This is a genomic window from Anaerobacillus sp. 63XJN7_5_ISO-PGPR-S23-430, assembly GCF_056173695.1.
The window spans coordinates 974,216-986,419 of sequence record NZ_CM149686.1 but is presented as its reverse complement, the minus strand read 5'-3'; the positions used below and the strand labels follow the sequence as shown (position 1 = coordinate 986,419).

Sequence of the window (12,204 nt, the reverse complement as noted above, 5' to 3'; positions counted from 1 at the left end):
TGCAAGTTATCTTGTAAGAATATATTATATAACAGACATTTTACCTATAAATACTTTGAATAGACTCGTGCCAAATACCCTTTTCAAAATTTATTAAAGGAAGCTAGTAATATAAGGTAGAATAATACATACAGTTGATTAAAATCTCTTTTAGGAGGCCAAAATGAAATATAATTTATTTATTTCCTTTGTTTGCTCTCTAACACTTGGACTAATTCTAGTAGGTTGTGATATTTCCAAAAAAACTGAGGAGCCAGTAAACACTTCTTTAGCCAAGTCGGTATCCATTGTCGAAAATACAGAATTTGAGGAATCTGAGAATATAAACTATAGTAAATACCTAGAAAAGAAATTATTAGAAAGAGGAATAAATGTAAACTATAATGAAAGTGATGATGAAAGAACTAATAGCGAGTATTCTATTTCAATATATTCCGATGTTAATGTTCGAAAAAAAGATGCAACTTACTCTCATAATGGAAGGGAAATTGCGAGAATGCTTTTTGAAGTACAGAGAAATGGAACTGAAACCAACCTGCTTATAGCAAAGGACTTATCTGACGGGGTAGAACAAGATTTTCCTGGTCTATCAAGAGGGGTTTTAGCAAGCGAAATAAATAATGATGATGATTCTTCCATTAAAATAAATATAGGTATTGGAAGTAAAGAGAGTACAACCGAAGAAATGCAAATTGCTATCGACATACTAAGTGAACAATTAGAAAATTCTTTAAAATCTAAATAAAAAAACAGGCTGTAATAAATTTTACAGCCTGTTTTTTTATTTAATTAACTGTCACCTTAACGCTATCTGAAGAAGTTTGGCCTGTTCTTTGATTAGTAACTGCTAATGTTGGGTAATACGTTCCATTAGTAGGATATTTACAATACCAGGAACTTTCTGAGGTCGTACTTGTGGTTTGATACCAATTTGGTGTATTGCCACCATTACAATACAATCGGACTGTGTAATAGTCTCCTGAAGATCCGCCACCCCAACTTGCATTAAAATCAGCTGTATAGCTAACAGTTTGAGAGTTAGGACTTAAAGAGGCATAAGTAAACAACAAATTGTCTTCCTTGGCTGCATTGGCCCCGGGAGAAATCATAAGTAGTAACAATGACATTGCGAAAAGAAGAGAAAGAGATACTTTTTTGCTAAACAATGCAGTCTTCATGTCATAAACCTCCCATAATTAATATGTATGACTAGACATAGAGGACGTATCCACCTCCTTAAATTATTATTAAGAAGGATATCGTTGAGTAGACTATGGATTGTCAACACTAAACTAGACAGCTATTTTAAGGTTCCTAGACTTGTATTCAATTGGACTTAAATAGCCCAATGTTCCATGGATTCTGATGTGGTTGTACCAGTGAACATAATCAAAAAGTTCAATATCTAGTTGTGCTTGTTTTTCAAAATGGGCATGATTCACAAATTCCGTTTTAATAACCTTAAACATCGCTTCAGCGACGGCATTATCATAAGGTGACCCTTTGAAGCTTAAGGATCGTTTGATTTGGAAGGTTTCTAAGGCCTCATCTATCAATTTGTTCTTAAACTCATTGCCACGGTCTGTATGGAATAATTCAATATCATTCAGGTTCCCTTTAATAGAAGAAAAAGCCCGATAGACAAGCTTCGCATCCTTTCGAGGGCCAGCACTGTAACCAATTATTTCGCGATTAAAGAGATCGACAAAAACACAGATGTAGTGCCATTTTTGATTCACACGGACATACGTCAAATCACTGACAACGACTTTCAACTCTTGATCCTGATGAAATTCTCGGTTCAATTCGTTCGTCTGTTCAGACTCATTGCACGAGCTTTTCGTAGGTTTGAATTGAGCGATTGTATATTTTGAAACAAGGCCAAGCTTGTTCATGATACGGCCAATCTTTCTTCTGGATACAATCCAGTCACGCTTTCTAAGTTCAATTTTGATTTTACGTGTTCCATAGTTTTGACGGTTTTCATAAAAGATTTCTCGGATGACTTCTTTCAGTTCATCGTCATTTGATTCGACTGCTCTCGCCTCATAATAGAAGGTGCTTCGTGGAAGTTGTAGGACGTCGCACATTGCTGATACCGAGTATTTGTGACGGTTATTGTGAATCACATTTACTTTCGTCCCATGATCAGCGCGGCTTGCTTTAAAACATCATTCTCCATGGCCAGGCGTTGGTTTTCTTTATGCAGCTTCATGAGCTCTGTTTCTTCCGATGATCGATTATTTTTTTCTTTGAATGAGCCACTCTTCGTAAACTGACTGATCCACCGATCCAATGATGATGGGGTTAGTTCATACTCTTTAATAATCTCACTTCTGGGCTTACCGTTCTCATGTAATTGAACCATTTGTTGCTTGAATTCTTTTGTAAACGTACGGCGTGTTCGTTTGGTCATAGTAGACGCTCCTCAATAAAGGTTTTAAACAAGTCTATCTGACCTTAATTTATTTGTCTAACTCAGTGTAGCCGATTCAATAAATATCCCTATATAACGATTCATATGTACCTCCCTTAAAACCTTTTTCTTATGTACGTTGCCGAGTCGCTCAACGTCGATTATTTCAAAAGATTCTAAGGGTGGCAATAATAATCATATAGAATGGGAGGCTACCTTATTATAGATAAGCTCCGATTATATTGAATAACATCAATGGATTACTTTTGGTTAAAACATTCCTCGCAAATGAACTTACCTTCATTATTCAAGTATGCTTTTATCTCTGTCATACCTTTTCTCTCAGGATATCGCATCTTTATGTAAACAACATCATTTCCTTTTATTTCTCCCCCGCAATTTGAACATTTTGGTGTATTTCCAAACATCTCTTTCACTCCCCATAAAAGCTTAGTTTACTGTTATTACGATGAATCTGTAATAAAGTTTCGGTATTGAATAAAAAATAGGTAACGCTTACTTTTGAATAGCTCCGATTTTACGGAACTAGAATAAAAATGATATATTAGTTTTCGTTATTCAATCCTTTAGGTCGTTGATACATAAACACGAAAGTCAATATAGTAAGTAATGAAAATAAAGATATTCCTATGCTCACGAAAGTGTCATTATATAAAAGTGCACACAGAGTTGTCCAAATTATTACACCTATTACAAAAGAAGTTCTTGGATAAAAAACTTTGATTGCAACTAAATTAAATATAGTCAAAAAAAGAACTAATGTGAAACCATTGTAATACCAAAACTCGATATCCTTTATATCATAAATAAAAAAAGAGAAAAAAAACGGAAATGCCAATATAACTAACAATTTACTTTTATTATCTTTGGTCATATTAATCCCTTCTGATTCCATATAGGTAAAAGTTTGGTTTTAGTTCCAAGACTCTCAATTATGTCGAATTCAATCCTTTCATTACACTGCCCAGTTACTAGCAAAAAATAGAGCATAATCGTTTTAGAGTAAAGCTCCGATTTAGTTGAAATACGTAATGATAGTTTAGGTCTCTTTTGGAAACAAGTAAGAAACCAATAATAAAATAATACCAATCGTAAGCCCTGTCCAAGTTATGGCATTAATTGTACTGTATTCTAACTCCCGAGCTATTCCTGATAGAAATAAAACTACTCTTATAACCATAGAAAACATTACAATCCCAAATGCAATCCATTGAATGATATTTCGTTTGCTGTAATCCTTACTTTTCATAAATTAATCCTTTGAATAAGCATAACTTCACAATCCTACATTGGACGCTAACTTTTTATTGCACAAACGCCTCCGTTACAATATTATACAAATAACTTAAAGCCACCATAAGCAGCGAAAAATAATGAAACAAATAGATAGAAGTACCCCCACTTGTCTTTATCCTTCGATAAACTATTCCAGCCTACAATAAGAAAATTCATACCTCCGACAATGAGAGCATAAGGTAAGAGTTCAGTTGAGTGAGTAATAAAAGCAAAGATTATAAAAGCTAGACTAAGAAGACCGAAAATTTTTTCGACTTTCATCTATCCACCTTCCTCTCTTCTCCCATTATTTCAAAATTTACAATATTAAACAAACTGGAGCGTGATGTGAAGAGTAAGGAATATCTCGAAACTGAGTCTTCAATAAACCTGCCCTTATCTTGAAGACTACAACAACCTACTAATCCTTTATTGATTAATATATGTACCCTCTCTTAAATGCCCTTTCTATACCTACTACATTCCATCTACCCTCGTGAGCAGCATCATCAACTGATGAAAATCCAATTGACTTCCTCTCATTCACCAAAGTGGTTCCTCTTCGTTACTTAACTGGTAATACAAAGGAGAAAGAAGAAGAATGAGTACTAGTAAAGCAAAGGAAAAACTCAAATAGAACCATAAGGAAAGCCTATAAATTGAAGTAATCGCAAGAGGAATAACGACTAGCATTGATGTATAACTCGATCGTTTTCTCGATTTTGCAGATAGATATTGGTTTGCGTCACAGTTTGGACACCTGGCCTTTGCGCGATAAATTAATCTTAATGCTTCCTTCCATTTCCATGTATAGCCACAAGTCTGACAAGTTGGCATGATCTCTTCTCCCTTATTTCTTTTATTTCTCACAAGAAAAACGCCAATTTATGCCCAAAAGATCTTTTTCTAAATTGACTTTTCCTCCTACTTCTTTACATCCTTCAACCGCCATATCCATAGCTCGGTTGTTATTATAAGACGCCAATCCAATTATCAATAGGATAAATGCTAGCGGAAGGACCAAAATGTAACGAACTTTCTTCATTTACTTAACACCTACTTTTACATCACTAATCAATTAAAATAGTCCTCATAATGATTTGCCATTTTCTCTAATTCTTCTTCATGCTTTTTCACATATTCCTCGGCGAATGTTTCCTCCATAAGCTGCTCCTCGCTTGGAAATTCACCAAATTTGCTCGTTAATGTGGCTACCATTTCATCTCTCGTTATACGGAAGCTCTCATCCTGCACTCGAAATTCATATTCTTTGGCGTTCGGCACTAAGATCGTTAAGTAAATCGCGTTATAATGGAAAATCCTCTGAGCGCTGTTTGCTCCATCAAACCAGGTAGAATTGAAGTCTAATTCAGAACTTGCTCGCTCCTCGTCATATGTCACGCTTATCTTTTGATCAGATAAATCAAATTTATTAACTGTTCCGCTTCCCGGAAGTTGCGCTAGAATGGCTAGAACAGCTGAATTGTCCCCAACATATGTCCCGCTAAATTTCAGCAATTCCACCTGATCGATTCCACCAATCGTTTTCACACTCTGTTTATCCGACGACGCATTTCCACTGGAGCATCCAGTCACTAACAGAATAACGAGTATGATCGACAACCATTTCGTCTGTTTAAAGTACATCTTATTCTCCTTACTGATATTCTTTTATCCTACTTTATTTACGATGGAAACTACTTGGAAGTTTCAATAATTAACCAAAAAGGTAACTCTACTGTGATGAGAGTTACCTTTAAAGCCCGCACATTTGATTACGGCATTTTCTCCATGTCCATATACAACACATTCCATCGATGACCATCTAAATCAATGAACCCTGCTCCATAGAGCCATCCATCTGTTAAGCCGGGTTTGGCATAGATTGCTCCCCCTGCCTTTTCCACGTTCTTTATCATTGCATCTACTTCTTCTCGATCTTCCGCTCCAATTGAAAAAAGCACTTCCGTCGCTTTCATAGAATCCGCTACTCTGTGATGGGTAAACGTTTCAAATTTTGAAGCAGGAAACAGCATAACCTTCGTTCCTTGATCACCGATCGCTACTTGAACACCTTCTCCAATGGCCTGAGCAGCAAATCCGATCTTTGTAAAAAAAGCTTTCGACTTTTCTACATTTTGCACAGGAAGGTTCATCCACAAATCAGTCGCCATCTTTACTCCTCCTTAAAAGCTTTACTAAATAAACTTCTTTGGGTTCCTCACCTTAAGAGAAAGGATTGTACCGCAATTAACACAGAAACAAGCATCAACCGGAGAACTTTTCGCAAATCCTTTTTTCTTAAATAATGAGCCGTACCCAGTAAATTCTCCTGTTCTCGTTTCTTTTTCGCCACACTCAGGGCAACTTTTTTCATTTTCCTTCATCGTTTCATACCCTGCATCTTTTTGACTTGATCAGCATGAAACGGGGAATCTACCACTTCACTAACTACGCTAAAAGAATTATCATCGAGGTCAAAGAAATCAAAACATGTCATGCCCCCGAATTGTTCAAGCTCATTCGTTTTAACACCGCTCTTATTGAGCTTCTCATAAAAAGCTTCAATATCATCAACAAGAAAATTGAAATAGCTATTCCGACGTTCTGCTTTGATGTGAAATTCAGTTGGCTGAACGTTCTCCACTTTCACTAACGCAAGCTGAGTCGAATCATTTGGAAAATAGAAGCCGACACCTTCAGCCAATCCTTCTCCCCACTCTTGAATTTTATGAATACCTAGATGCTTTTCATACCATTTCACTGATTTTTCAAGATCCGTGACTGGTATAAAAATACTGCCAACTCGTATCATAAGACCAACTCCTTTTTATGCTCACTCTTTCTAGAAAACACTTTTTACTATACTGTTCCACTAGACGTATTTCTTTTGATTCCTCTTCTAATTTTCCATATTCTTCGTTCGAATCCCTTTCTTTTCCTCCTCATATGTAAAGGATTTCAAGAAAATCTTTGACAATTACAATGAATTCCTGTAAATTATCAAATGGACGAACATTTAAATTAAATTAAAACGTATTATTCGTTTTTAGGAGTGAATCTCATGGAAAACGTATTCGATTATGAAGATATTCAACTAATTCCCGCTAAGTGTGTCGTAAACAGTCGATCAGAATGTGATACTTCCATTAAGCTTGGCAAGCATACATTTAAATTACCGGTCGTACCTGCAAACATGCAGACGATTATTGATGAAACAATCGCCGTTACTCTGGCTGAAAAAGGATATTTCTATGTGATGCACCGTTTTGAACCGGAAAAGCGTATCTCTTTTATTCGAGACATGAACGCTCGTGAGCTCATCACCTCTATTAGCGTGGGCGTCAAAGAGGAAGAATACACGTTTATTGAACAGCTTAAAGAGCAGGGCCTAGCACCTGACTATATTACGATTGATATCGCCCACGGGCATTCAAATGCGGTCATTGAAATGATCGGTCATATTAAGAAGCACCTCCCAGAAAGCTTTGTGATTGCTGGAAATGTTGGCACGCCTGAAGCTGTCAGAGAGTTAGAGCACGCAGGTGCTGACGCTACGAAAGTCGGCATCGGACCTGGTAAGGTGTGCATTACGAAGATTAAAACCGGCTTTGGTACTGGTGGCTGGCAGCTCGCAGCTCTACGCTGGTGTGCAAAAGCAGCAACAAAACCAATCATTGCAGATGGCGGTATTCGTACGCATGGCGATATCGCTAAATCCGTTCGTTTTGGTGCTTCGATGGTGATGATCGGTTCTCTCTTTGCAGGACACGAAGAATCACCTGGTGAAACGTTCGAACGAGATGGCAAGCTATACAAAGAATACTTCGGTTCTGCCTCTGAATTTCAAAAAGGCGAGAAGAAAAACGTTGAAGGTAAGAAAATGTTCGTTGAGCATAAAGGAGATCTTCAAGACACGCTTACAGAGATGGAGCAGGATCTTCAATCGGCGATTTCTTATTCAGGCGGAGACAAGCTAGAATCAATTCGTACGGTAGATTATGTCGTAGTGAAGAACTCCATTTTTAATGGGGATAAAGTATATTAAAAAAGATGACGCCAGAAGCAAGCTGCTTCTGGCGTCTTTTTAGTTACCCATTCTCATAAGTTCTGCTTTTATATGTAGTTAACTACTCCTAGTATAAGAAAAACATTAGTATATCCTACACCCATTGATAGACTATAGCCACTTTACCTTCATGCTTTTCCCCGTTCGCAATTTCAAATTCATTTACTCTCTGAAATCCAACCTTTTCAAGCACTCGAGCGGATCCTCTATTCTCAACAAGACAAACCGTTTCAAACATCGTCAAGCCAAGTTCCTTTTTCCCAAACTCAATTGCATGCTCAGCTGCTTTTGTACCAATGCCCCGCCTCCAAAAAGGTGGTGCCACCCAATAATCGATCGCACCGACGCCCTCCCTTTCACGTCTGACTGAAATACTTCCAGCAAATTCACCATCAACGACGATGGCGAATGGGTAATGCTTTCCTGCATTATGTTCTTCTGATACGATCGCAAACCACTCTTCTGCGCCATTCGGAGGGTAGGGATCAGGAACATTTGTCATCCTAGAAACGGCTTCAGAGGAGACGTACTTTTGAATCAACGGAAGATCTTCTTTATTAACCAATCGAAGGGTAACACTCATTATGTATTCTCCTTTTAAAATGAATTTCAATGTTTATCTAATAAGATTTCTTTTTGAGAAACATCACATCACTAAACGCGATGCCCATCGCTAGTCCAAATGAGGTGAAAAATTCATATCCGGTTATATCCGATGAAGTAAAATATGAGAACAATAGATTCATAACGCTTAGACCCGCAAACCATTTGAGAAATGTGCCTGCCCTCTCTTTTAATTCGTACTTGTTTAGCAGTCTCATTTTCCAAATAGTTAAAACTACAAAGTACAAAATAGAAAGAAAAAAGACACCTAAACACCCGAGCACAATTTCGCTTGAATACGCGTATCCATCTCGCCAATAAAAGATCATCACTGTTCCTAAACTGATCAAAATGAGACAAAACATCACAACAGAAAGCCGATTAGCTTTTGTCATTATAGTTAACACCTCCTCTTTCCATTTTTTCACTTTTACGTCATTTTGTCATTCGTAATGTTATAAAATAAAAAAAGCCATTCCTATTTTGGAAGTGACTTTTTACTAAGATTTATTCTTTTGAAAAGCGAAGACAAAAGAACCTAATGTCATTTAGATGATTCTTAGAAGAGAGAATTGATAGGATTTACTATGCTTCCTGGTAAAGCTGGTTATCAATGCCGTAACATTGCCAAACCTAAACAATACGATCGTAATAAGGGCGAGCACTCCTCAATTTTAAAAAAGAAGAATCCCCTGCCATTCCGGTGGATAACTAGCAAAAAAGCCCATGCCAGCTAACATATAAACGCCTGTCGAAATGGCTCCGAGTGCTATTAATAGATTGTATAACCCAGCTACGTCCACAATTGATCTTCTCACCATTTCGTGCTTTCCCCTTTATCTAGAACTACATCATTTCAAGAAAAGTTCCATTCAATAACAGCACAATATCTCCGATCAAACCGATACAGAAAAAAATAAAGTAGTAGCTTGCTTTCGTAATCGTTTTATTAAAAAGCTCTTGAAAGGCTTGAATAAATAGTTGCTCAAATTTAAACCAGCTTAAGATCCAACCAATAAGTAAGAAGCTAACAATTGTCATGATTCACATCCCTCCCACTTTTGGCGAAACGTTCAATTGATCTCTTTTATTTTATCATATGATCTAAATGACCTACTCTCTCATAACGAAGACAATCAAAAAAAGTTCAATCGCTAGCACAGCTTACTAACTGCGCTAACGAATCGAACTTCTTTCATCAAAATACTGGCTGCTATTCTTTTTGATCCGTAATCAGCATGTGTCCTGGTGCATGCGTGATCATAATCTCAGGCTTCACATTTAACCCGACATACTGAGGTGTAACGCCACACGCCCAGAAAACTGGGATTCGCTCTTCTTCGTCAAAAGGGGTAAATTCCCCGTAATCCGGATTCTCAATGTTTTCAATGCCTATTTCTGATGGATGGCCCACATGAATCGGCGCTCCGTGCGCAAGCGGAAACTTCGATGTGATGCATATCGTTTCATCGAGCTCTTCTTTCTTAATCGCTCTCATGCTTACAACCATTTCCCCATTGAAGCGACCCGCGTCTTCACAAGGAATCGTCGTTTGATACATCGGAACAACGCGGTTCATTTCCTGATGCAACAAGCTGATCCCTTTTTCAACGAGCGCTCGCTCAAACGTAAAGCTACACCCTAACAGAAATGTAACGAAATCATCTTGCCAGACGTCTTTTAAATCAAGTACTTCCCTTTCTAGCTCGCCATTTTTATAAATGCGATACTTGGGCAGATCTGTTCGAATGTCGGCATCAGCAATACGAGGTGTAACCTGACCTGCCTCAAGAACATCCACGACAGGGCATGGCTTTGGGTTGCGCTGACAAAATAAAAGAAACTCGAACGCATACTCAGCCGGAAGCGTAATCATATTTGCCTGTAAGTAGCCATCACATTTACCTGAGGTCGTTCCACTATCTAGATTCTCATGATACTGCTGTCGCTGTGTATGAGGGGTTTCCAACACGTCATCTCCTTTATAGCTCTTTATAAATCTCAAGAAACTTTGTATTAAAATCACCTTCAACGAACTTCTCATGCCTTAGTAATTTTTGATGAAAGGGAATCGTTGTTTTCACACCTTTGATCATAAATTCACTGAGTGCCCGCTTCATCCGCTGCATCGCTTCCTCACGAGTAGCACCGTATGTAATAAGCTTCGCCACCATCGAATCATAGAACGGTGGAATCACGTAACCTGGATAAACGGCTGAATCAACTCTCACGCCAAAACCGCCTGGAGGTAAATACGTTTCTACTTTCCCAGGTGATGGCATAAATCCGTTCTTAGGATCTTCCGCATTGATACGACATTCGATTGACCATCCCTCCAAACTCACTTCATCCTGTGTGAGGGAAAGTCTTTCACCATCGGCCACTTTAATTTGTTCTTTAATCAAATCAACGCCAGTGACCATCTCTGTTACGGGATGCTCCACTTGAATTCTAGTGTTCATCTCCATAAAATAGTAGTTTCCATTAACGTCATAAATAAACTCGACCGTTCCTGCCCCAGCGTAGTTCACAGCTTTAGCTGCCCGAACAGCTGCATCTCCCATCGCTTCACGAATCGATTGATCTAAAGCTGGTGATGGCGTTTCTTCAACGAGCTTCTGCATACGTCTTTGAATCGAGCAGTCTCGCTCACCGAGATGAATCACATTACCATACAAATCCGCGATAATTTGAATTTCGATATGGCGAAAATCCTCAATGAACTTTTCAATATAGACACCCGGATTACCAAACGCTTTCTCTGCTTCCTGCTGTGTCATGTTAATCGCTTTAATCAGTTCTTCTTCCTCATGTACGACGCGAATTCCTTTGCCGCCACCGCCTGCGGTTGCTTTAATAATAATGGGATAGCCCATTTCATTCGCAAGCTCAAGCGCTTCTTCTTTCGTTTCAATAATGCCGTCCGAGCCAGGAACAACTGGAACGCCCGCGTCTTCCATCGTTGCTCGTGCAACATCTTTCGTTCCCATGCGATTGATGGCCTCTTTACTAGGGCCAATAAACGCAATGTCACAGTCTTCGCAGATCTCTGCAAAACTATCATTTTCTGCAAGAAAACCATATCCCGGATGAATAGCATCTACGCCGCTATTTACGGAAACCGTCATGATATTCCCAACATTTAAGTAGCTTTCACTTGATGATGTTGGTCCAATACAGTAGCTCTCATCTGCTAATTGAACATGAAGCGCGTCCCGATCCGCATCTGAATATACCGCTACAGCAGTAAGGTTTAGCTCGTGGCAGGCGCGAATAATGCGAACAGCGATCTCGCCTCGATTTGCAATTAGTACTTTCTGAATACCCATCTGATCCCTCCTATTCTGGCTTTACTAAGAATAGCGGTTGACCAAATTCCACAAGGTCACCATTCTCGACAAGAATTTCGATGATTTCTCCATTCACTTCTGCTTGCACATCATTGAACATCTTCATCGCTTCTAGTACACAAACAACGGTTTCTTCCTGAACAGCATCCCCTACTTGGATAAAGGCGGGATCATCAGGAGAAGGTGAGGAGTAGAACATCCCTACCATTGGTGAAGTAACAGTATGAGTGCTTTCTGAGGTCTCTTCCTCGTCTGGACTCGGGATAACTTTACCCTGACCGCGCTCCTCTACGGCCGTCGGCGTGACAGGAGCAGACTGCTCTTCTCTTTTAACTTGGCCTTCTCCGTAAGGATTCTGGTTTTTCACTTTTACTACGAAGCTATCATGTTCATAATGAACCTCATCTACAGTTGAACCATCCACATATTTAATCATTTCAATAATTTCTTTTGAACTTAACATGTTGTAT

18 protein-coding genes are annotated in these 12,204 nt (G+C 38.6%); 2 read left to right on the top strand and 16 right to left on the bottom strand.

Features of this window, described 5'->3' with window-relative positions:
- Nucleotides 1–163: 163 nt before the first annotated feature.
- On the top strand, nt 164–745 hold the full coding sequence (locus tag AC0VYJ_RS05325; RefSeq protein ID WP_475366744.1) for a stage II sporulation protein P: 582 nt from the start codon (nt 164–166) through the stop codon (nt 743–745).
- Between the two features lie 40 nt (nt 746–785).
- Here AC0VYJ_RS05325 and AC0VYJ_RS05320 read toward each other — a convergent pair whose 3' ends face one another.
- From AC0VYJ_RS05320 to AC0VYJ_RS05280, 9 genes are all read right to left on the bottom strand, one after another.
- Complete coding sequence (locus AC0VYJ_RS05320) at nt 786–1,178, bottom strand: hypothetical protein (protein ID WP_475366743.1); 393 nt, start codon at nt 1,176–1,178, stop codon at nt 786–788.
- Nucleotides 1,179–1,292: 114 nt separating this feature from the next.
- Nucleotides 1,293–2,416, bottom strand: a protein-coding gene (locus tag AC0VYJ_RS05315) for an IS3 family transposase (protein ID WP_475366742.1) whose coding sequence is annotated in 2 segments (ribosomal slippage) — nt 1,293–2,167 and nt 2,167–2,416 — 1,125 coding nt in all. Because the reading frame shifts where the segments join, the coding sequence is not laid out codon by codon here.
- A gap of 260 nt (nt 2,417–2,676) precedes the next feature.
- Nucleotides 2,677–2,844 (bottom strand): Fe3+ hydroxamate ABC transporter substrate-binding protein, encoded by a 168-nt coding sequence (locus tag AC0VYJ_RS05310; RefSeq protein ID WP_305911335.1) that lies wholly within the window; start codon nt 2,842–2,844, stop codon nt 2,677–2,679.
- A 925-nt stretch (nt 2,845–3,769) separates the two neighbouring features.
- Entirely contained in the window at nt 3,770–3,994 is a 225-nt protein-coding gene (locus tag AC0VYJ_RS05305) for a hypothetical protein (RefSeq protein WP_475366741.1), read from the bottom strand.
- Nucleotides 3,995–4,255: 261 nt separating this feature from the next.
- Complete coding sequence (locus AC0VYJ_RS05300; protein ID WP_430243594.1) at nt 4,256–4,549, bottom strand: TIGR04104 family putative zinc finger protein; 294 nt, start codon at nt 4,547–4,549, stop codon at nt 4,256–4,258.
- Nucleotides 4,550–4,571: 22 nt separating this feature from the next.
- The gene (locus tag AC0VYJ_RS05295; protein ID WP_194220510.1) at nt 4,572–4,757 is read right to left on the bottom strand and encodes a hypothetical protein; all 186 of its coding nucleotides are present in this window, start codon (nt 4,755–4,757) and stop codon (nt 4,572–4,574) included.
- Between the two features lie 29 nt (nt 4,758–4,786).
- Nucleotides 4,787–5,359: a DUF4825 domain-containing protein gene (locus AC0VYJ_RS05290; protein WP_475366740.1), complete on the bottom strand. Its 573-nt coding sequence runs from the start codon at nt 5,357–5,359 to the stop codon at nt 4,787–4,789.
- Nucleotides 5,360–5,487: 128 nt separating this feature from the next.
- Nucleotides 5,488–5,886 (bottom strand): VOC family protein, encoded by a 399-nt coding sequence (locus AC0VYJ_RS05285; protein ID WP_475366739.1) that lies wholly within the window; start codon nt 5,884–5,886, stop codon nt 5,488–5,490.
- A 209-nt stretch (nt 5,887–6,095) separates the two neighbouring features.
- Nucleotides 6,096–6,527 (bottom strand): VOC family protein, encoded by a 432-nt coding sequence (locus tag AC0VYJ_RS05280; protein WP_475366738.1) that lies wholly within the window; start codon nt 6,525–6,527, stop codon nt 6,096–6,098.
- Nucleotides 6,528–6,776: 249 nt separating this feature from the next.
- Here AC0VYJ_RS05280 and guaC point away from each other — a divergent pair, with 249 nt between their 5' ends.
- Complete coding sequence (gene guaC / locus AC0VYJ_RS05275) at nt 6,777–7,760, top strand: GMP reductase (RefSeq protein ID WP_475366737.1); 984 nt, start codon at nt 6,777–6,779, stop codon at nt 7,758–7,760.
- 115 nt (nt 7,761–7,875) lie between these two features.
- Here guaC and AC0VYJ_RS05270 read toward each other — a convergent pair whose 3' ends face one another.
- The 7 genes from AC0VYJ_RS05270 to accB form a co-directional block, all read right to left on the bottom strand.
- Nucleotides 7,876–8,364 carry a GNAT family N-acetyltransferase gene (locus AC0VYJ_RS05270; RefSeq protein ID WP_475366736.1) on the bottom strand — a complete coding sequence of 163 codons (489 nt, stop codon included), beginning with the start codon at nt 8,362–8,364 and terminating at the stop codon, nt 7,876–7,878.
- Between the two features lie 37 nt (nt 8,365–8,401).
- The gene (locus AC0VYJ_RS05265) at nt 8,402–8,779 is read right to left on the bottom strand and encodes a hypothetical protein (RefSeq protein ID WP_475366735.1); all 378 of its coding nucleotides are present in this window, start codon (nt 8,777–8,779) and stop codon (nt 8,402–8,404) included.
- 279 nt (nt 8,780–9,058) lie between these two features.
- Nucleotides 9,059–9,205 carry a hypothetical protein gene (locus tag AC0VYJ_RS05260; RefSeq protein WP_475366734.1) on the bottom strand — a complete coding sequence of 49 codons (147 nt, stop codon included), beginning with the start codon at nt 9,203–9,205 and terminating at the stop codon, nt 9,059–9,061.
- A gap of 25 nt (nt 9,206–9,230) precedes the next feature.
- Nucleotides 9,231–9,425: a hypothetical protein gene (locus AC0VYJ_RS05255; RefSeq protein ID WP_283152833.1), complete on the bottom strand. Its 195-nt coding sequence runs from the start codon at nt 9,423–9,425 to the stop codon at nt 9,231–9,233.
- Nucleotides 9,426–9,597: 172 nt separating this feature from the next.
- Nucleotides 9,598–10,353: a putative hydro-lyase gene (locus AC0VYJ_RS05250; RefSeq protein WP_475366733.1), complete on the bottom strand. Its 756-nt coding sequence runs from the start codon at nt 10,351–10,353 to the stop codon at nt 9,598–9,600.
- A 13-nt stretch (nt 10,354–10,366) separates the two neighbouring features.
- Nucleotides 10,367–11,713 carry an acetyl-CoA carboxylase biotin carboxylase subunit gene (gene accC / locus AC0VYJ_RS05245; RefSeq protein ID WP_475366732.1) on the bottom strand — a complete coding sequence of 449 codons (1,347 nt, stop codon included), beginning with the start codon at nt 11,711–11,713 and terminating at the stop codon, nt 10,367–10,369.
- Nucleotides 11,714–11,723: 10 nt separating this feature from the next.
- A complete protein-coding gene (accB, locus tag AC0VYJ_RS05240) occupies nt 11,724–12,197 on the bottom strand; it encodes an acetyl-CoA carboxylase biotin carboxyl carrier protein (RefSeq protein WP_475366731.1) in 474 nt (157 codons plus the stop codon).
- Nucleotides 12,198–12,204: the final 7 nt, after the last annotated feature.